This is a genomic window from Phreatobacter aquaticus (genome assembly GCF_005160265.1).
Lineage (GTDB): Bacteria > Pseudomonadota > Alphaproteobacteria > Rhizobiales > Phreatobacteraceae > Phreatobacter > Phreatobacter aquaticus.
The window spans coordinates 2,510,100-2,530,012 of the sequence record NZ_CP039865.1; the positions used below are offsets into that span (position 1 = coordinate 2,510,100).

A 19,913-nucleotide genomic window follows, 5' to 3' on the forward strand; every position below is an offset into this window, starting at 1 on the left:
AACCCTCCCCGCAAGCGGGGAGGGGGTTATGTGCCGCCTCTTGCAGAGTTCGCGCGCAATCGTGTCGGTGGCGCGATCTTCTCCCTCCCCTCGTGAGGGGAGATTTGGGGTGGGGTGCCGGGGACAGATGCGCCCGACCGCCCCTCACCCCTCCAGCATCTCCGTATCCTTGATCTCGATGCCGAAGCCGTTGAGCCCGACATAGTGCCGGCTCTTGGACGCGAGCAGCGTGATCTGGCTGACGCCGAGATCCCGGAGGATCTGTGCGCCGAGGCCGATCTCGCGCCACTGCTCGTCGCGCATCTTGGCCGAGCCATGGCTCTCGTGGATATCGGGGGCGGGCGCGCTGGCCGCCAGCGACTGCGCCGGCACGCCGGCCGAACCGTCGCGCAGATAGATCATGATGCCGCCGCGCTTCGACAATTGCGCCATGGCGCGCTCGGCGACGCGGTTCTTGCCGAACACGTCGCGCAGCACCGTCTCGCGATGCAGGCGCACCAGCGCCGGCTGGCCGGCCTCGATATCGCCGAACACCACGGCGAGATGCTCCACCTTGTCATAGGGCGTGCGATAGGCGATGCCGCGGGCCGGTCCGAACGGGGTGTCGACGGTGAACTCGCCAGCCCGCTCCACCAGACGGTCGCGCGCCTGGCGGTACTTGATGAGATCGGCAACCGAGACCAGCACGAGGCCATGCTTGGCGGCAAAATCGCGCACCTGCTGGCCGCGGGTCACCGTGCCATCGTCATTGACCAGTTCGCAGATGACGCCGATCGGCGGGAGCCCTGCGAGCTTGCAGAGATCGACGGCAGCCTCCGTATGGCCCGAGCGCATCAGCACGCCGCCATCCTTGGCGATCAGCGGGAAGATGTGGCCGGGCCGGACGAAATCGACGGCGCCAGCATTGGGATTGGCGAGGCCGCGCACGGTGGCGGTGCGGTCATCGGCCGAAATGCCGGTGGTTGTGCCGTGGCGATAGTCGACCGAGACGGTGAAGGCGGTGCCATGGGGTGAGTCATTCGACGACACCATGGGATCGAGGCGCAGGCGCCGTGCCTCGTCCAGCGTCAGCGGCGTGCAGACGATGCCCGACGTGTGGCGCACGATGAAGGCCATCTGCTCGGGCGTGCAGAGCGAGGCGGCGACGATCAGGTCGCCCTCGTTCTCGCGGTCATCGTCATCGGTCACGACCACGATCTGTCCCTTGGCGAAGGCGTCGAGGGCGGCCTTCACGCGTTCGGTTGATTCCAGCATGGCAAGCTCCAGATCCTGCGGCCCCTTCAGGCCGATGAAGTCGTTGGGGGTGACGGCGCCGCCGGTGATCTCGGCGATGCGGGCGGCCGTCTCGCGCGACATCCACGGCGCCTCGCCATTGCACAAAGCCGTCACGGTCGCCGGCGAGACGCCGAGCGTCTTCGCGAAGGCGAACCGGGTCAGGCCGGCACGGGTGAGCCAGATGTCGAGCTTCATGGGGAGAAGATGGGGCGAGTGAGAATTTCAGTCAAACTGAAATTGTGCAGATACAGCCGTGCATTTCAGCAAGGGTGAATGAAATCGGTCGAATGCCCCACCCCAACCCTCCTCGCAAGTGGGGAGGGCACACTTGCCGAACCGACCCTTCCAATTCGTCATGCCCGCCCTTGTGGCGGGCATCCACGTCTTGAGTCTAGGGCGCCGAGAAGACGTGGATGGCCGGGACAAGTCCGGCCATGACGTGGAGGGACTGACGCGTCAGTTGCAGGTGCCCCAAGACCAATCCTACCCGTTCTGCGCGCGGTTCCTCAGATAATGATCCGCGATCACACACGCCACCATGGCCTCGCCCACCGGCACGGCACGAATGCCGACGCAGGGGTCGTGGCGGCCCTTGGTGAGGATGTCGGCCTCGGCACCATGCTTGTCGATGGTGAGGCGCGGAGTGAGGATCGACGAGGTCGGCTTCACGGCAAAACGCGCGACCACCGGCTGGCCCGTCGAAATGCCGCCGAGAATGCCGCCGGCATGGTTGGACAGGAACAACGGCACGCCGTCATTGCCCATGCGCATCTCGTCGGCATTCTCCTCGCCTGACAGCGCCGCCGAGCCGAAGCCGTCGCCGATCTCGACGCCCTTCACCGCATTGATGCCCATGAGGGCCGAAGCGATATCGGCATCGAGCTTGGCATAGATCGGCGCTCCAAGCCCCGCTGGCACGCCTTCCGCCACGATCTCCAGCACGGCGCCGATCGACGAACCAGATTTGCGGATGCCGTCGAGATAGCTCTCATAAAACGTCGCCATCTCGGCATCCGGGCAGAAGAACGGGTTCTGGCCAATCTGGTCCCAGTCCCAGCGCGACCTGTCGATGGCATGCGGGCCCATCTGAACGAGGGCGCCGCGCACATCGAGGCCGGGCACGATCTTGCGCGCAATCGCGCCCGCCGCCACCCGCGAGGCCGTCTCGCGCGCCGAGGAGCGCCCGCCGCCGCGATAGTCGCGGATGCCATATTTCATTTCATAGGTGAAATCGGCATGTCCCGGACGGAACTTGTCCTTGATGTCGGAATAGTCCTTCGAACGCTGATCGGTGTTCTCGATCAGCAGCGCAATGGGCGTCCCCGTCGTCACCTGCACGCCATTGTCGTCCACCATCACGCCCGACAGGATCTTCACCTCGTCGGCCTCGCGGCGCTGGGTGGTGAAGCGCGATGTGCCGGGCTTGCGGCGGTCGAGATCGGCCTGGATGTCTTCGGCGGTCAGCGGAATGCGCGGTGGGCAGCCATCGACCACGCAGCCGATTGCGACCCCGTGGCTCTCGCCGAAGGTGGTGACGCGGAACAGGTGGCCGAAAGTGTTGTGCGACATGGCGTGCGGATTAGGGGGAAGGCGCGGATGGGTCAAGCGGCGGGAGGACGCGGTCTGTCTAATGTCCGCCTGTCACCCCACCCCAACCCTTCCCTCGATGAGGGGAGGGGGCTGGAGCCCGCTTCCGCGACGACCGCCGTGCCAGGGGACGATCGCCATGGTTCCGATGGCGCGATCGGCTCCCGCCCCGCTTGCGGGGAGGGTTGGGGTGGGGTGCCAGGCGGGCGCAAACGGTCCCCAATCGTCCCTCACTCCTCCAGATAGATCCCCGTATCGAACTTGATCCGCTGCAGGTTGAAGCTCGACCGGAAGCGCTTGATGTTGTGCTCGTTGGCCAGAACGCTGCGCACGAAGCTGTTGTAATGGTCCATGTCGCGGACCACCACGACCAGCAGGTAATCCGTCTCGCCGGAGACGAAATAGCATTGCTGCACCTCCGGCTGGTTGGCGATGTGCCGCTCGAACGAGCGCAGCACGTCCTCGCGCTGGCGGTCGAGTTCGACCCCGACAAAGGCCACCAGGGTGCTGCCGACGCGCGCCGGATCGACCAGCGCCACCTCGCGCGTGATGTAGCCGTCCTCCTTCAGCCGCTTCACCCGGCGCGACGTCGGAGCCGTCGATAAACCCACCTCGGCGGCGAGATCCTGGTTGGGCATCGCCGAATTGCGCTGCAGCCGGTTGAGGATCTTCCGGTCGATCCGGTCGAGCGGCTCGGGTTCCGCGACGGTGGGCGACTTCAGATTGCGCGGCGGTGATGGTTTCTTCATGCCGATTGCTCATTGGCTGAGAATTCTCGCAATCATCAGACAATTTCTTGCGCAACTTCGCAACCCGAAATGGGGCCGCCCATGGCAGGATTGTCCCATCAGATTGCCCGCAGGAGATCCGATGCCATCCCTCGCCGGATTGCCTGTCCTCGTGCGGCGAAGCGGAGGCATTGCGATGAAGACCACGACGGCCACCAAGCTCAAGCTCGACCAATATGACCGCCACAAACTGACCTTCGGCCCCTCGCCGCTGGAAAAGCTCGACCGGCTCTCCGCCCATCTCGGCGGCGACGTCGAGCTCTGGGCCAAGCGCGAGGACTGCAACAGCGGGCTCGCCTTCGGTGGCAACAAGCTGCGCAAGCTCGAATATCTGATCCCCGAGGCGATCAAGCAGAACTGCGACACGCTGGTCACCATTGGCGGCGTCCAGTCGAACCACACCCGCCAGGTGGCGGCCACCGCCGCCAAGCTCGGCATGAAGTGCCGCCTCGTCCAGGAGAGCTGGGTCAACTGGAACGACGCCGTCTATGACCGCGTCGGCAATATCCTGATGAGCCGCATCCTCGGCGCCCATGTCGAACTGGTCGACGAGGGCTTCGGCATCGAGTTCAAGCAGAGCTGGGAAAACGCGCTGGAAGACGTCAAGGCCAAGGGCGGCAAGCCCTATGCGATCCCGGCCGGCGCCTCCGACCATCAATATGGCGGCCTCGGCTTCGTCGGCTTTGCCGAGGAAGTGCGCGCGCAGGAAGCCGAGCTCGGCTTCGCCTTCGACTACATCATCGTCTGTTCGGTCACCGGCTCCACCCAGGCCGGCATGGTGGTGGGCTTTGCCGCCGATGGCCGCGCTGATCGCGTCATCGGCATCGACGCCTCGGCCACGCCGAAAGAGACCCGCGCGCAGATCAAGCGGATCGCCGAGCGTACCGCCGATCTCGTCGGCCTCGGCCGGGCCATCACCGATGCCGACATCGTGCTGAACGAGGACTATGCCTATCCCGAATACGGCCTGGCCTCGCCCGAGACCGTCGAGGCGATCCGCCTCTCGGCCCGCACCGAAGGCATGCTCACCGACCCCGTCTACGAGGGCAAGTCGATGCAGGGCATGATCGACCTGGTGAAGAAGGGCTTTTTCCCCAAGGGTTCGAAGGTGCTCTACGCCCATCTCGGCGGCGTGCCGGCGATCAACGGCTACAGCTACCTCTTCCGCAACGGCTGACGGAGATGGCGGTCATCCTGCTCTGCAGCTTTCCGGAAGCGGCCTCCGCAACGCGGGAGGCCCTTCTGGACCGGGTGGCCCTGATTGACGCGCGCGGCGAAGGCCATCTGGTCTTCGCCGGCATCGACAGCGCCGCCGGACTACGCACCGTCGCCGTGCGGGTTCATCGCGACGGCGAGGCGGGCCGGACGGCGGAGTTCCTGTCGCTGCCCGGTCATCCCGTGCCGGTCAGCGTCCGGCGCATCGACCTGGTCGAGGACGGCGCGCTGGCCTCGGCGAGCGCGCTGTTTCCCTGATCAGGCGGTCTGCGACAGCGCCCCACCAACGCGCAGCGGCGTCACCGCTGTCGCAAGTCCATTCGCGCCGATCTCGACGATGATGCCCGACAGCGTGGCGACACCGCTTGCCGGCTCGAACTTGCCGCCCGGCGTCTTCTCGCGCATGCGCCGCATCGGCTCGGCCTTGTCCATGCCGATCACGCCATCATAGTCGCCGCACATGCCGACATCGGTCTGATAGGCCGTGCCGCCCGGCAGCACGCGATGGTCGGCGGTCGGCACATGGGTGTGGGTGCCGACGACGAGCGACACGCGGCCGTCGAGAATGTGGCCCATGACCTGTTTCTCGCTGGTCGCCTCCGCATGGATGTCGACCACGATCGCATCGGCGACTCGGCCGAGCGGGGCTGCCTCGATCTCGCGCTCCACCGCCGCGAAGGGGTCATCCATGGCATCCATGAACACCCGGCCCATGACATTGACCACCAGCACCTGAGCGCCGTTGCGGGTGTGCACGAGGGCTGCGCCGCGCCCCGGCGTACCGCTGGGATAGTTCACCGGCCGCACCAGTCTCGGCGCGCGGTCGATGAACACCATGGCCTCGCGCTGGTCCCAGGAATGGTTGCCGAGCGTCACGCAATCGGCGCCGGCATCGAGCAGTTCCTGGTAGATCGCCTCGGTAATGCCGAAGCCATGGGCGGCATTCTCGCCATTGATCACGACGCAATCGAGCGCGTGGTCGCGCACCAGGCCCGGCAGTCGTTCGGTGACGGCGACCCGGCCGGACTTGCCGACCACATCGCCGAGGAAAAGGAGGCGCATCAGAAGGCCCTGAATCCGGTCTCGGTGAGAAGAAAATCGAGCCTGCGGTCATGGGGCTCCGATGGCACGGCGTCAACCTGCTGGCAGGAAAAGGCGAGGCCGACGGCGATCCGCGGGCTGATCTCATCAAGCCGGGCGATCGCCTGGTCGTAATGGCCCTTGCCATAGCCGATGCGGTTGCCACGAACGTCGAAGGCGGCAAGCGGCGTCAGCAGGATCTCGGGCTGGACCTCCGGCTGCTCCGGTCCCGGCCCATAGGTGCCGAACCCCATGGGGACGAGTTCCGCGCCGCGCTCCAGCATGCGGAAGATCATCGGACCCTTCCGGTCAGGGAAAGCCGGCAGCGCCAGCCGCGCGCCAGCCGCACGCAGGCGATCCATCAGCGGGCGGGCATCGATCTCCGACTGGATTGGCAGAAACCCTGAGACAATGCGTCCGGCGACCGGGATCCGCTCCAGCGGAAAGGCCTCGGCAATCGCCAGCGCCGCCTCGATGCGCAAGCCCGGATCGAGGGCATCGCGGCGGGCCAGGGCTGTGGCGCGGAGTTGGGCTTTGAGGGCAGCGGACATGGGGCCGGTGGAATCGGGAAGGGCGAAAGGAAGTGTAGCAGGGCCGACCGTCCGCCGCTCTCGCCGAACTCTCTCCACGCCTCATCCTGAGGTGCGAGCGTGAGCGAGCCTCGAAGGATCGCTCTCCGCTTGTCCGAATTGGTCCTTCGAGGCTCGGTCGCTGACGCTCCTTCGCACCTCAGGATGAGGTGTGGAGAGGGCCCATCATCAGAAGCGCGATCTCTCCTTCACCCTCCCCTGGAGGGGGAGGGTCGCGCCTTGAGCGAGATGCACCAGCATCTCGCGAGGCGCGGGGTGGGGTGACATTGCGGCTGGGGTTTTCACCCCACCCCGATCTCGCTTCGCTCGGTCGACCCTCCCCCTCCAGGGGAGGGTGAAGGGTACTGCCCGACCTCACCCCTTCAGCGGGCCAAACGTAGCGCCGGGCGGCGGGGGAATGTCGTCCGGCACGAAGAAGTCGGGCGCCAGCGCCTTGGTCGGGTCGGCGCGGTACTGGTCGAAGTCCGTCACGCCCTCGCCGTAGAGGAACGTGTCGTCGATCAGGAAATTGCCGGTGAAGCTCGACGGTTTGGTCAGGATCGCATGGGCCGCATCGGCCAGGATCTGCGGTGTCCGGCTCTGCGCCATCAGCGCCTCGCCGCCGAGAATGTTCTTGATCGCGGCGGTGGCAATGGCGGTGCGCGGCCAGATCGCGTTGACGCCTGCCACCCCCTTCAGCTCGCCGGAAAGGCCCAGCACCACCATGCTCATGCCGAACTTGGCCATGGAATAGCCGGTGCAGCCGGAAAACCAGCGGGTCTTCATGTCGAGCGGCGGCGAGAGCATCAGCACATGCGGATTGCGCCCGGCAGCGGCGCTTAAGCGCAGATGCGGAATGGCATGTTTCGACACCAGGAACGTGCCGCGCGCATTGACCTGATGCATCAGGTCGAAGCGCTTCATGTCGAGCTTTTCCACCGGCGCCAGCATGATGGCGGAAGCATTGTTGACGACGATGTCGATGCCGCCGAACCGCTCGGCGGCCTTCGCCATGGCATCGGCGACACTCTCCTCCTCGCGGACATCGACCACTAAGGGTAGAGCCTGGCCGCCGGCGGCCTCGATCTCGGCGGCCGCCGAATGGATCGTGCCCGGCAGTTTCGGATGCGCCGTGTCGGTCTTGGCGGCCACCACGATATTGGCGCCGTCAGCCGCCGCCTTCAGAGCGATGGCGAGGCCAATGCCACGCGAGGCCCCGGTGATGAACAGCGTCTTGCCCTTGAGGGTCATGTTTCTCTCCTCGTCGCGTGGCGTGGAAGGGTCCTTCGAGGCACCGTCGCTGGCGCTCCGGTGCACCTCAGGATGAGGTGCGGAGGGAGCCCGCCGAGCCGTCAGCACGACAATCCTCACCCTTGTCTCGCCGCCTTCACCCTCTCACCTCATCCTGAGGTGCGAGCCGCAGGCGAGCCTCGAAGGATCATGATGAGACTGGCGGGGTCGAAGGCCCGCCGTCTTGCGCCTACTGGCTTACTTCCGGCTCATGAAGGCCATGAACGCCTGCCGGGCCTCGTCGGTCTTCAGCTGGCTGGCAAACAGCGAGCCTTCCAGCTTGATCCGCTCGCGCAATGCTGCACCATTGCTGCGCAGCAAACGGCGGGTATGGGCCAGCGCCTGCGGCGGCTTGGACGCCAGCTTGAACGCCGCCTCCAGCGCCTTCGCTTCCAGCTCGGCCTCCGGCACGACGGCGTTGATCACGCCCATCTTCTCGGCTTCCGTCGCGCCGAAGGGCTCGGCCAGCATGATGTGCTCGGCCGCCTTCTTGAGGCCTGCCGTCTCGGGCATCAGGATGGAGGAGGCCGCCTCCGGCACCAGGCCGAGATCGACAAAGGGCATGCGGAACATGGCGCGCGGGCTCGCATAGGCGAGGTCCATGTGGAACACCATGGTCGTGCCGATGCCGATGGCGAGCCCATCCACCGCGGCGATCATCGGCACCTCGACGGTGGCGAGCGCCGTGATGAAATCGCCGGCCGGCGAGCCCTTCACGTCGCTGGTCGAGCGGGCCATGAAATCGGCGATGTCATTGCCCGAAGTGAAGCAGCCGGGCCCGCCGGCAAACACCACCACGCGGGTGCCCTCAGGCCCGGCATTCTCGATCACGCCGCGCATCGTGTCGTACATGGCGCCGGTCAGCGCGTTCTTCTTGTCGAGCCGGTTCATCCGGACGAGCACCACGCCCTTGTCGTGGCGGGTGATGGTGACGTGGTCGCTCATGGGGGCGTTTCCTGTGTTCGGCGTCAGCCGGCCAACTGCACGTTGATCTCATTGATTCCGTCGCCACCGCCGGTGACGGCAAGCTCGAGGCCCGAGGCGGCCGGTACGAGGTTCTCGGCAAAGAAGCGCGCCGCGGCGACATGCTGGTGCGGGTCGTCGCCGAGCACCGCGAGACCCTTCTCGGCGAGCGCCGTGCCGCCCAGCGCCAGGCCGAACAGCCGGCCATAGGGCGTGGCGCCCGCCAGTGCATCGGCGGGGTTGGACTTGAGCGCCGCCAGCAGATGGTCGGTCGCGCGCTCCAGGCTGTCGATCGCCGCGACAAGCCGCTCAGAGGTCCGGCCGAAGCCCGGCGCATTGACCTTGGCGACCTCGGCCGCCACCGCGCGCATGCGGGTGATCTCGGCCTTGGCGACCTCGCCGCCTTCCAGCGGCAGCTTGCGGGTGACGAGATCGATCGCCTGGATGCCGTTGGTGCCCTCGTAGATCGCGTAGATGCGGGCGTCGCGCATGTGCTGGGCAGCGCCCGTCTCCTCCACGAAGCCCATGCCGCCATGCACCTGCACGCCAAGCGATGCCACCTCATTGCCGATATCGGTGGAGAAGGCCTTGGCGATCGGGGTGAGCAGCGAAGCCCGGAGATTGCCGGCCTTCTTCTCCGCCTCGGTACGCCCGAGATGGGCGCGGTCGATTTCCGATGCGGTCATGTAGCAGATGGCGCGCGCAGCACTCGTATAGGTGCGCATGGTCATCAGCATGCGCTTGACGTCCGGATGCAGGATGATCGGCCCCATGCCCTCGCCGGTATAGCCCGGCGCGCGGCCCTGCCGGCGGTCGCTCGCATAGGCAAAGGCCTGCTGCGTCGCCCGCTCGGCGATCGACACGCCCTGCAGCGCCACCGCAAGGCGGGCATTGTTCATCATCGTGAACATGGCGGCGAGGCCGCGGTTTTCCTCGCCCACCAGCCAGCCGATGGCGCCGCCCGCATCGCCATAGACCATGGTGCAGGTGGGGGAGCCGTGGACGCCCAGCTTGTGCTCGATCGAATTGCAGCGGACATCGTTGCGCCCACCGATCGAACCGTCGTCGCCTACCAGGAACTTCGGCACGATGAACAGCGAGATGCCCTTGGTACCAGCGGGCGCATCGGGCAGGCGGGCCAGCACCAGGTGGATGATGTTGTCGGTCAGATCATGCTCACCGTAGGTGATGTAGATCTTCGAGCCGGTGATGCGATAGGTGCCGTCGCCCGCACGCTCCGCCTTGGTGCGCATGCCCGCAAGATCGGAACCGGCCGAGGGCTCGGTCAGGTTCATCGTGCCGGTCCATTCGCCTGACACCATCTTCGGCAGATATTTGGCGCGGAGCTCGGGGGCCGCATGGGCCGAGATCGCCTCGATCGCGCCTTGGGTCAGCAGGGGCCCCAGGCCGAAGGCGCCGGAGGCGGCGTTCCACATTTCGAGGCAGGCGGCGTTGATGAGGCAGGGCAGGGCCTGCCCGCCATAGTCGGCTTCCGCCATCAGTCCGTTCCAGCCGGCGGCGGCCCAGTCGGTATAGACCTCTTTCCAGCCCGGCGGCATGGTAACCACGCCGTCCTTGAACGGCGTGCCATGCTTGTCGCCGACCTTGTTCAGCGGCGCGATGCGGTCGCTCGCGAACTTGCCCGCCTCTTCCAGCACGGCGTCCACCACATCCATCGACAGGTCGCCATAGAGCCCGCCGGCAATCGCCTGTTCCAGGCCGACAACCGACTTCATGGTGGCGGCAATGTCGCCGACCGGCGCGCGATAGGTCATGAGAAGGCTCTCCCTTTGGCGTGATCTTTAGGTCGGGGGAGGGGGACGGGCAAGGTTGCCGGTAGGGGGAGTGGCAATTGGTGCTGCGGCAAAAAGGGGCCCTGGGTTCGGGCATGGCCGAGCGGAGCACCCCACCCCAACCCTCCCCGCAAGCGGGGAGGGAGTGCCAGTGCGCCAGCGACCCCATCGCGCTGTCAATGTCCGGGGATTGGCTGCCCATATCCCAGGATCGACAGCATGATCGAGCGCGACCGAACCCCCTCCCCTCGACGAGGGGAGGGTTGGGGTGGGGTGACCATCAGACCCTCACCACGCCCACGCCCTCCCATTCCCGACCCGTCCATGCTAATCGCCGGCCATGCACACCCGCATCACCCGCCACTTGATCGCCGACGCGGACGGCCTGGCCGAGGCCGCAGCGCTCCTGCGCGCTGGCGGGCTCGTGGCCTTCCCCACCGAGACGGTCTATGGCCTCGGCGCGGATGCGACCGACGGGCGCGCGGTTGCGGGCATCTACGAGGCCAAGGGCCGCCCGAGCTTCAACCCGCTGATCGCCCATGTCGCATCACCGGAGGCCGCCTTCGCCCTCGGCCCCTTCGACGCCCATGCCACCGCTCTCGCCAAAGCCTTCTGGCCGGGCCCGCTGACTCTGGTCGTGCCGGTCGGCGACGACAGCCCGGTCTCCGATCTCGCCCGTGCGGGGCTTTCGAGCGTCGGCCTGCGCGTGCCCTCCCATCCGGTCGCCCAGGCGCTGCTGGCGCTGGTCGACCGGCCGGTGGCTGGCCCCTCGGCCAACCGCTCCGGCCATGTCAGCCCGACCGATGCCGCCCATGTGCTCGCCGATCTCGATGGCCGGATCGATGCAGTGCTCGATGCCGGCCCGACCGCGGTCGGTGTCGAATCCACCATCGTCGGTTGCCTCGGCGGCGCGCCGGTGTTGCTTCGTCCGGGCGGCGTCACGCGCGCCGAGATGGAGGCGGTGCTGGGTGTCGCGCTCGGCGAGCCGGTGAGCGAGGCCACCATCGCGCCGGGCATGCTGGCCTCGCACTACGCGCCGAATGCGGCCGTCAGGCTGGATGCGACCGAGGTCCGTCCCGGCGAGGCGCTGCTGGCCTTCGGCCCGGCGCTTCCCTGTGATGGTCCCGTGCTCAATCTCTCTGTCTCAGGCGATCTCAGCGAGGCCGCGGCCAATCTGTTTGGCCATCTGCGCCGGCTCGACGCCGAGGGTGCCACCGCCATCGCGGTCATGCCGATCCCCGCCGAGGGCCTCGGCGAAGCGATCCGCGACCGGTTGAAACGGGCGGCGGCACCGCGGGTTTGACGACTTGCCGCCGAGGCCGACCTTTTCCGTGTCTCCCGGTCGTCATCCCCGGCGAGCGAAGCGAGGGAAGGGGATCCAGGGGCCCCGAAGGTCAGACCACCCGCGTGCTGTGAGAGCCGGGAAAACGACTCCTGGACCCCCTTCCCTCGGCCTCCGGCCTCGCCGGGGGTGACGTCATGAGAGCGGCAGGGTGCGGGATGTCAGATGGTTTCCTTGAACGCCGACCTCTACCGCTTGAACGTCGCCACCAGCTCCACATGCGCCGACCACTGGAACTGGTCGACCGGCGTCACGCTCTCGATCTTCCAGCCGCCCGCGATCAGCAGCGCCGCATCGCGCGCGAACGTGCCGGGATTGCACGACACCGCCACGATCCGCCCGATATCGGCCTTGGCGAGGATCTTGGCCTGCGCCTCCGCGCCGCCACGCGGCGGATCGAACACCACCGCGCCCATGCCCTTGAGGTCCAGCGCCATCATCGGACGGCGATAGAGGTCGCGTGTCTCGGCGATCACCGGCTTCAGGCCCGACACGGTGCGGAGCGCCGCGCCGAGAGCCGCCACCGCGCTCGCATCGGCATCCACCGCATGGACGCGCGCGCTCTCGGCGAGCCTGAGCGCGAAGGGGCCGACGCCGCAGAACAGATCCGCCACCGACTTCACCTTGCCGACGCCCTCGAGCACGAGGCGGGCGAGCACGTTCTCACCCTCTTCCGTCGCCTGCAGGAACGTGCCCGGCGGCAGCGTCACGCGCACGCGGCCGACCATGATCGACGGCGGCTCGCGCTGCATGACCAGTTCGCCATGGTTGGTGAGGCGCGCCAGGCCCTGCTTGTTGGCGGCGGAGATGAGGTCGAGCCGCATCCGCTCGGACAGCTTGCCCGCGCCGCGCACATCCATGTCGAGCCCGGCGATCGTCGCGGTCACCGAGAGGTCGAGTGGCTTGCCGACGCTGTCGAGGATACGGGCAATGCCGCGGGCGGCCTCCAGCGCGCCGTCGAGGCCGGGGGCGAGCAGCGGGCAGGCATTGATCGGGATGATCGCGTGGCTGCGCGCCGCGGCGAAGCCAACCAGCACCTTGGTTCCGGCACCCCGGCGGGCATGGAAGGTCACGCGCCGTCGTCCCGCGCCATGGGCCTCGATGGTCGGCAGCACATCGGCCGATATGCCCTGCTGGGCCAGCGCATGCAGCACCAGGTCGCGCTTCCACGCGAGATAGGGCTGAGGCGCCCAATGCTGCAGGTTGCAGCCGCCGCAGATGCCGAAATGCGGGCAGGGCGGCGTCACGCGGTCGGGGCTCGGCGTGACGATGGCCACCGGCATCAGCCGGTCTTCCGCGCCCTCGGCATCCACCACCTCGCCGGGCAGGGTGAACGGCACGAAACGGCCGTCGGCGACGCCGTCTCCGCGATGGCCGACATGGGAAATGGTGAGCCGCTCGGTCATGCGCAGATCCTTGCGGCTTGGGGGAGGGGGGAAAGAGAAGAGGTCCTTCGAGGCTCGCCTGCGGCTCGCACCTCAGGATGAGGAGTGGAGAGAGTGGCGCTGTGGCGTCTGGCACGGTCCTCTCCCTTCCTCATCCTGAGGTGCGAGGCGAAGCCGAGCCTCGAAGGATCCGGAACGGCCGGGCACGACATGATCCGAAACCTGCCTATCACGCGGGCCTGCTCGCATGGATCAGGAACTCGCGGTTACCGTCGCCGCCCTCGATCGGGCTGTCGATCAGCCCGCCCAAGGTCCAGCCGAGACCCTGCGCCACCGCCTGAACCTCGCTCACCGCGCGCTGCCGCTCGGCCGCATCGGTCACGATGCCGCCTTTGCCGACATGGCCGCGGCCCACCTCGAATTGCGGCTTCACCAGCGCGACGAGGTCGCAGGCGCGAGCCATCAGCGCCGTGACCGCCGGAAGGACCAGGCGCAGCGAGATGAAGCTGACATCGATCACGGCGATATCAGGCGCAAAGGGCAGGTCGGTGGACGTGAGATTGCGGATGTCGGTGCTTTCCAGAAGCGTGATGGCCGGATCGGCCCGAAGGGATGCATGAAACTGCTCGCGGCCAGTATCGACCGCCACGATGGCGCGTGCGCGCCTGCTCAGTAGCACATGGGAGAAGCCGCCGGTGGAAGAGCCGACATCGAGGCAGTTTCGGCCTGTGACATCGATGGCGAAGGCGTCGAGCGCCGCCACAAGCTTGAGGCCACCGCGCGACACCCAGGGATGCGGCGCTTCCGCCGTGATCACGGCATCGACAGCAATGTCCTCGGATGGCTTTTTCACCGGCCGGCCGTCGGCTGTCACCAGCCCCGCGGCAATGGCCGCCTGAGCGCGGGCGCGGCTTTCAAAGAAGCCGCGCTCCACGAGCACGACATCGGCCCGCCGTCTGGTGGTTTCAGAGTCTCGCATGGCCTTCACGCGAACCGGTGCCCACTTCGCTTGGCCATGCTTCGGCGTTCACGCCGTCAGCGCGCCCGGAACCGCCTCGCGCCCCAGCGCCTCGAACACCTTGGTCACGATGCCGCGGGCATCGAGCCCGGCCCTGGCATACATGGCCTCAGGCTTGTCGTGGTCGAGATAGACGTCCGGCAGCACCATGGAGCGCACGCGGCAGCGGCCGTCGAGCAGGCCATTGTCCGACAGGGCATGCAGCACGAACGAGCCGAAGCCGCCGACCGAGCCCTCCTCGATGGTGATCAGCACCTCGTGCTCTCGCACCAGCCGGCCGATCATGTCCATATCCAGCGGCTTGGCGAAGCGGGCATCGGCAACCGTGGTCGAAAGGCCAAGCGTGCCCAGTTCCTCGGCGGCCTTCAGGCATTCGCCAAGGCGCGTGCCGAAGGACATGAGCGCGATCCGCGTACCCTCCTTGACGATCCGGCCCCGGCCGATCTCCAGCGGAACGCCGAATTCCGGCATGTCGACGCCCATGCCCTCGCCGCGCGGATAGCGGAAGGCGATGGGGCCCTCGTCGAAGGCGGCAGCGGTCGCCACCATGTGGACGAGCTCAGCCTCGTCACCAGCCGCCATCACCACCATGCCCGGCAGGCAGCCGAGATAGGCGACGTCGAAGGAGCCGGCATGAGTTGCGCCATCGGCACCGACCAGGCCGGCGCGGTCGATGGGGAAGCGCACGGGCAGCTTCTGCAGTGCCACGTCGTGCACCACCTGGTCGTAGGCGCGCTGGAGGAAGGTGGAATAGATTGCGCAGAACGGCTTGAAGCCCTCGCTCGCGAGCCCCGCCGCAAAGGTCACGGCATGCTGCTCGGCAATGCCGACGTCGAAAGTGCGGGCAGGGTATGCCTTCTCGAACAGGTCGACGCCGGTGCCCGACGGCATGGCCGCAGTGATCGCAACGATACGGTCGTCCTTGGCGGCTTCCTTCACCAGGCTCTCGCCGAACACCTTGGTGTAGCTCGGCGCATTGGCCTTGGCCTTCACCTGGGCGCCGGTGATGACGTCGAATTTCGCCACCGCGTGCAGCTTGTCGGCGGTCTCTTCCGCCGGCGGATAGCCCTTCCCCTTCTGGGTCACGACATGGACCAGGATCGGGCCGAAATCGGCGTCGCGGACGTTCTTCAGAACGGGCAGCAGATGGTCGAGATTGTGCCCGTCGATCGGGCCGACATAGTAGAAGCCAAGCTCCTCGAACAAGGTGCCGCCGGTGACGAAGCCGCGGGCATGCTCCACCGCGCGGGTCACCGTGCGATCGATGGTCTTGCCCAGGCGCTTGGTCAGCTGCTTGCCGATGTCGCGCAGCTTCAGATAGGTGCGGCCGGAACCCAGACGGGCGAGATAGGCCGACATGGCGCCAACCGGCGGCGCGATCGACATGTCATTGTCGTTGAGAATGACGATCAGCCGCTCGTGGCGGGCACCCGCATTGTTCATGGCCTCATAGGCCATGCCCGCCGACATCGCGCCGTCGCCGATCACTGCGATGACATTGTTCTTCTCGCCCTTGAGGTCGCGGGCCACCGCCATGCCGAGGCCGGCCGAGATCGAGGTGGAGGAATGGGCCGCGCCGAACGGGTCGTATTCGCTCTCCGAGCGCTTGGTGAAGCCGGAGAGGCCGCCGGCCTGGCGCAGCGTGCGGATGCGCTCGCGCCGCCCCGTCAGGATCTTGTGCGGATAGGCCTGGTGGCCAACGTCCCAGATGATCCGGTCGCGCGGCGTGTCGAACACATAGTGCAGGGCGGCCGTCAGTTCGACGACGCCGAGGCCGGCGCCCAGATGGCCGCCGGTCACGGAGACCGCCGAAATGGTTTCGGCGCGCAACTCGTCAGCCACCTGGCGGACCTGGTGTTCGGCAAGGCGGCGAAGGTCGGCGGGGCTCCGGAGCGTGTCCAGGAGCGGGGTCACAGGGCGGTCGGTCAAAGATGTCACCGGCGATGAGCGCGGGTGTCGCTCGCGCGTGTAGGGTTAAGTCCGAGGGTTACACCACCGGCGATGGCGGTGCAACGCAGGCTGGCTGGGGCACGCTGTCCGGCAGGGCTTGCGGGAGCGGCAGGCAGTGTATATCTGTATTTGCGCAAATAAGAAGGCAAAGACACCATGACCAAGACCTATCCCGAGATCACCAAGGCGCTGTCCGCTGGCCTGCGCGAACTGCGCAAGGAAGCAGGCGATACGATGGCCGGCTTCTCGACCATGACCCAGGCCGCCATGAAGGATGGCGCGCTGCCGAAGAAGACCAAGGAACTGATCGCGCTGGCTTTGGGCGTGGCTGCGCGCTGTGATGGCTGCCTCGGCTACCACGCCGAAGCGCTGGTCAAGCTTGGTGCCACCCGCCAGGAAGTGGCCGAGGCGCTGGGTGTCGCCATCCAGATGGGCGGCGGACCCTCGCTCATGTATGCGGCCGACGCCTTCACTGCCTTCCAGCAGTTCGAGGAGAAGGCGGCCGAGACCGCCTGACTCACTCGGGCAGCGGAATGAACTCCTCTTCGTCGCCCGGCACGGTGTCGAAGCGCTTCTGCTTCCAGTCGGCCTTGGCCTGCTCGATGCGCTCCAGCGACGAGGAGACGAAGTTCCACCAGATGTGGCGCGGCCCGTCCATGGTCGCGCCGCCGCAGAGAATCAGGCGGGCGGCGGTGACGGCGGTCAGCGTCAGCCGGTCGCCGGGCTTCAGCACCAGCATCTGCCCCTCGCGGAAATGGTCGCCCTGCACGTCGATCTCGCCCATGGCAACATAGATCGCGCGCTCCTCGGCAACCGGATCGAGCGGCAGCTTGGCGCCGGGCTCCAGGATCGCATCGGCATAGAACGTGTCCCAGGGCACCGGCGTCGGCGCCTTCACCCCATACATCTCGCCGATCACCACGCGGATCGTCTTGCCGTCGCCCTTGACGATCGGCAGGTCGTCGGCCGCGATATGGTCGAAGCCGGGCGCCACTTCCTCATGGGTCTTGGGCAGCGCCAGCCAGCTCTGGATGCCGTGCAGCTTGTGCCCGCCGGTCGCCTTCTGGGTCGGATCGGTGCGTTCGGAATGGACGATGCCGCGCCCGGCGGTCATCAGGTTCACCTCGCCCGGCCTCACCGGCAGATAGGTGCCGAGCGAGTCACGGTGCTGGATCTCGCCGTCGAACAGATAGGTGACGGTGGAGAGCCCGATATGGGGGTGGGGGCGGACATCGATGCCCTGGCCGCCCTTGAACACGGCAGGGCCCATCTGGTCGAAGAACACGAAGGGACCGACCATCCGCCGCTTGGCGAAGGGCAGCGCCCGGCGCACCGTGAAGCCGCCGAGATCATGGGTGCGCGGCACGATCACCATCTCGATGGCGTCGCAGGAGAGCGCGTCTCCGGGGGTCGGATCGGGGGTGGGCGAGAACGACATGGCGGGGGCCTCCGTCTGGAGGCTTCAAGATGGGCGCGACCGCTCGCCCTGTCGACCCTCCCGGCGCTTGCGCCGGAAGGATCGGGGATTGCAGGGATGCAATCAGATCGAGCGCGTGGCGCCGCCGTCGACCCGGATCTTCGATCCCGTGATGTAGCTGGCGGCCTCCGAGCAGAGGAAGGCGCCGACGGCACCGAACTCGGCGGCCGTGCCGAGGCGGGCGGCCGGGATCGTCGCGATGGAAGCGGCCTCGACCTCTTCCATCGACTTGCCCGAGCGCTGGGCATTGGCCTGGTCGAGCTCCTTGATCCGGTCGGTCGCGATGCGGCCGGGCAGGATCATGTTGACCGTCACGCCGTCCTTGGCGACCTCGGTCGAGAGCGTCTTCGACCAGCCGACGATCGACGAGCGCAGCGCGTTCGACAGCGCCAGATTCGGGATCGGCTGCTCGACGCCCGAGGAGGCAACGGTGAGCACGCGGCCCCACTTGCGGGCGCGCATGCCCGGCAGAACCTTGGCGGTGATCGCGAAGACGGGCTCCACCATCTGCTTGAAGTACTTCGCCCATTCGTCGGCGCCGACTTCGGTCGCGGGCTTGGCCGGCGGGCCGCCCGTGTTGTTCACGAGAATGTCGATCTGGCCGAGCGTCTTCTCGGCGAGCGCGACGATCTCGTCCACGGCGCCAGGCGCGCCGAGATCGGCGGCCATGCCATAGGCCTTGCCCTTGCCCTTGGCGGTGATCGCCTCGGCATTGGCCTTGATGCGGTCGGCGGTGCGGCCGACCAGCATGACGGTGCAGCCCTCAGCGGCCAGCGCCTCGGCAATGCCGAGGCCGAGGCCGCGGCTGGAGGCGAGCACGAGCGCCTTCTTCGATGACAGTCCGAAATCCATGATGTCCTCCCAAATTCGGGGGCGAAGACAAGCCCGAAGCGCGGCCATGCGCAAGAGGCAATGCGGCGGGGCGTGCCCTGCAGGACCAGCCGACGATTCCGTGAAAAGCCCTGACGCGGACGTGAAATGCGCGCGGGGCCGGCCCCATGCTATCGCCGGACTGGCTTTTCCGAACAGGCAGGAGATGGGACAATGGTGGTGAATGCGGGGATGACGCGCCGTGCGCTGCTCGACATGGCGGGCGCCGCCAGCCTGTCGATGGCCGCGATCGCAGCGGCGAAGGCCGAGGGCGTCGAGACCGGTCCGCGCTCAGGACTGTCTCCCGTGCTGGTCGCCCACCAGACGCCGATGCGCGTCGGCCAGGTATCCCTTGTCGTCCGCGACCTTGACCTCGTCTCCGCCTTCTATCGCGACGCGATCGGCCTTTCGGTGATCGAGACCAGCCCCGGTCGCACCAGTCTCGGTGCCGGCGGCACCGTGCTGCTCGTCCTCGAACAGCGTCCGGCCGCGCCCTTCGAGCGCCAGGGCACGGCGGGCCTGTTCCACACCGCCTTCCTGATGCCGACCCGCAAGGATCTCGCCCGCTGGCTGGTCCATGTGGCGCGCAACCGCGTGCGGCTCACCGGCTTTGCCGACCATGCGGTGAGCGAGGCGGTCTATCTCGACGATCCCGAGGGCAATGGCATCGAGGTCTATTGCGACCGCGCGCCCGAGCTCTGGCGCTGGGACGGGGCGTCCGTCACCATGACCACCGACCAGCTGAACATCGACGACCTCGTCAGCCTCACCAATATCCAGGTCAGCGACTATGCCACCGCGCCCGAGGGGCTGCGCATCGGCCACATGCATCTGCGCGTCGGCGATGTCGCGCGCGGCCAGGCCTTCTACGGCGCGGCGGTGGGGCTCGACACGACGCGCCAGCGCGGCGGCGCAGCGTTCCTCTCCTCGGGCCGCTATCACCATCACCTCGGCATCAATGTCTGGCAGAGCAATGGAGCGGGCCTCCGCGACCCCAATGCCACCGGCATTGCCTGGTTCTCGCTGGAGATGAAGGACCGCGCTGATATCGACGCCCAGCGCGCCAGGCTCGCGGCTGCGGGCGCGGCGGTCACCGAGATGGCTGGCGGATTCCAGACGGCCGACCCCTGGGGCACGACGGTGAGGCTGGTCGGGGTCTGAGAGGAACTCGTTCTTCAAGAGCTGGCGGCAGGCGCCGCGACCTTCCCAGGCCGATCAGGACGTCATCCCCGGCGACCGAGGCAAGGCCGAGGGAGGGAAGGGGATCCAGGAGCCACAAGGTGCGTCGCATTGGCGACCCGCAGGGCGCGG

Annotated in this window: 18 protein-coding genes; 5 read left to right on the plus strand and 13 right to left on the minus strand. The window is 67.4% G+C overall.

Annotated features, from left to right (window positions below):
- Positions 1-144: 144 nt before the first annotated feature.
- From ribB to E8L99_RS11745, 3 genes are all read right to left on the minus strand, one after another.
- A complete protein-coding gene (gene ribB / locus E8L99_RS11730; protein WP_137099705.1) occupies positions 145-1,470 on the minus strand; it encodes a 3,4-dihydroxy-2-butanone-4-phosphate synthase in 1,326 nt (441 codons plus the stop codon).
- Between the two features lie 288 nt (positions 1,471-1,758).
- Complete coding sequence (gene aroC / locus E8L99_RS11740; protein ID WP_137099707.1) at positions 1,759-2,844, minus strand: chorismate synthase; 1,086 nt, start codon at positions 2,842-2,844, stop codon at positions 1,759-1,761.
- A 248-nt stretch (positions 2,845-3,092) separates the two neighbouring features.
- Entirely contained in the window at positions 3,093-3,611 is a 519-nt protein-coding gene (locus E8L99_RS11745) for an Lrp/AsnC family transcriptional regulator (RefSeq protein WP_137099708.1), read from the minus strand.
- 175 nt (positions 3,612-3,786) lie between these two features.
- Here E8L99_RS11745 and E8L99_RS11750 point away from each other — a divergent pair, with 175 nt between their 5' ends.
- Together E8L99_RS11750 and E8L99_RS11755 are read left to right on the plus strand one after the other, a co-directional pair.
- A complete protein-coding gene (locus E8L99_RS11750) occupies positions 3,787-4,827 on the plus strand; it encodes a 1-aminocyclopropane-1-carboxylate deaminase (RefSeq protein ID WP_137099709.1) in 1,041 nt (346 codons plus the stop codon).
- Positions 4,828-4,832: 5 nt separating this feature from the next.
- Positions 4,833-5,123 carry a hypothetical protein gene (locus E8L99_RS11755; RefSeq protein WP_137099710.1) on the plus strand — a complete coding sequence of 97 codons (291 nt, stop codon included), beginning with the start codon at positions 4,833-4,835 and terminating at the stop codon, positions 5,121-5,123.
- On the opposite strand, the gene E8L99_RS11760 is transcribed toward E8L99_RS11755, so the two are convergent.
- From E8L99_RS11760 to E8L99_RS11780, 5 genes are all read right to left on the minus strand, one after another.
- Entirely contained in the window at positions 5,124-5,927 is an 804-nt protein-coding gene (locus tag E8L99_RS11760; protein WP_137099711.1) for a TIGR00282 family metallophosphoesterase, read from the minus strand.
- Entirely contained in the window at positions 5,927-6,496 is a 570-nt protein-coding gene (locus E8L99_RS11765; RefSeq protein WP_137099712.1) for a 5-formyltetrahydrofolate cyclo-ligase, read from the minus strand. Before E8L99_RS11765 ends, E8L99_RS11760 begins: the two co-directional genes overlap by 1 nt.
- A 393-nt stretch (positions 6,497-6,889) precedes the next feature.
- Entirely contained in the window at positions 6,890-7,765 is an 876-nt protein-coding gene (locus E8L99_RS11770; RefSeq protein WP_137099713.1) for an SDR family oxidoreductase, read from the minus strand.
- A 237-nt stretch (positions 7,766-8,002) separates the two neighbouring features.
- The gene (locus E8L99_RS11775) at positions 8,003-8,749 is read right to left on the minus strand and encodes an enoyl-CoA hydratase-related protein (protein WP_137099714.1); all 747 of its coding nucleotides are present in this window, start codon (positions 8,747-8,749) and stop codon (positions 8,003-8,005) included.
- Between the two features lie 23 nt (positions 8,750-8,772).
- Complete coding sequence (locus E8L99_RS11780; RefSeq protein WP_137099715.1) at positions 8,773-10,542, minus strand: acyl-CoA dehydrogenase; 1,770 nt, start codon at positions 10,540-10,542, stop codon at positions 8,773-8,775.
- A gap of 358 nt (positions 10,543-10,900) precedes the next feature.
- On the opposite strand from E8L99_RS11780, the gene E8L99_RS11785 reads away from it, so the two are divergent.
- Complete coding sequence (locus E8L99_RS11785) at positions 10,901-11,863, plus strand: L-threonylcarbamoyladenylate synthase (protein WP_137099716.1); 963 nt, start codon at positions 10,901-10,903, stop codon at positions 11,861-11,863.
- 227 nt (positions 11,864-12,090) lie between these two features.
- On the opposite strand, the gene E8L99_RS11790 is transcribed toward E8L99_RS11785, so the two are convergent.
- The 3 genes from E8L99_RS11790 to dxs form a co-directional block, all read right to left on the minus strand.
- Positions 12,091-13,308 (minus strand): class I SAM-dependent RNA methyltransferase, encoded by a 1,218-nt coding sequence (locus E8L99_RS11790; protein ID WP_137099717.1) that lies wholly within the window; start codon positions 13,306-13,308, stop codon positions 12,091-12,093.
- A 208-nt stretch (positions 13,309-13,516) separates the two neighbouring features.
- Positions 13,517-14,266, minus strand: coding sequence for a TlyA family RNA methyltransferase (locus tag E8L99_RS11795; RefSeq protein ID WP_137099718.1), 750 nt, complete (start codon positions 14,264-14,266; stop codon positions 13,517-13,519).
- 48 nt (positions 14,267-14,314) lie between these two features.
- Positions 14,315-16,219 carry a 1-deoxy-D-xylulose-5-phosphate synthase gene (gene dxs, locus E8L99_RS11800; RefSeq protein WP_391527444.1) on the minus strand — a complete coding sequence of 635 codons (1,905 nt, stop codon included), beginning with the start codon at positions 16,217-16,219 and terminating at the stop codon, positions 14,315-14,317.
- A 192-nt stretch (positions 16,220-16,411) separates the two neighbouring features.
- On the opposite strand from dxs, the gene E8L99_RS11805 reads away from it, so the two are divergent.
- Positions 16,412-16,771: a carboxymuconolactone decarboxylase family protein gene (locus tag E8L99_RS11805; RefSeq protein WP_137099720.1), complete on the plus strand. Its 360-nt coding sequence runs from the start codon at positions 16,412-16,414 to the stop codon at positions 16,769-16,771.
- Position 16,772: 1 nt separating this feature from the next.
- Here the strand turns inward: E8L99_RS11805 and E8L99_RS11810 are convergent, their stop codons facing one another.
- Together E8L99_RS11810 and E8L99_RS11815 are read right to left on the minus strand one after the other, a co-directional pair.
- Positions 16,773-17,693 (minus strand): pirin family protein, encoded by a 921-nt coding sequence (locus tag E8L99_RS11810; protein ID WP_137099721.1) that lies wholly within the window; start codon positions 17,691-17,693, stop codon positions 16,773-16,775.
- Positions 17,694-17,795: 102 nt separating this feature from the next.
- The gene (locus E8L99_RS11815; RefSeq protein WP_137099722.1) at positions 17,796-18,584 is read right to left on the minus strand and encodes an SDR family oxidoreductase; all 789 of its coding nucleotides are present in this window, start codon (positions 18,582-18,584) and stop codon (positions 17,796-17,798) included.
- Between the two features lie 198 nt (positions 18,585-18,782).
- Between E8L99_RS11815 and E8L99_RS11820 the strand changes: the two genes are divergently transcribed.
- A complete protein-coding gene (locus tag E8L99_RS11820; protein ID WP_137102090.1) occupies positions 18,783-19,763 on the plus strand; it encodes a VOC family protein in 981 nt (326 codons plus the stop codon).
- Positions 19,764-19,913 lie beyond the last annotated feature (150 nt).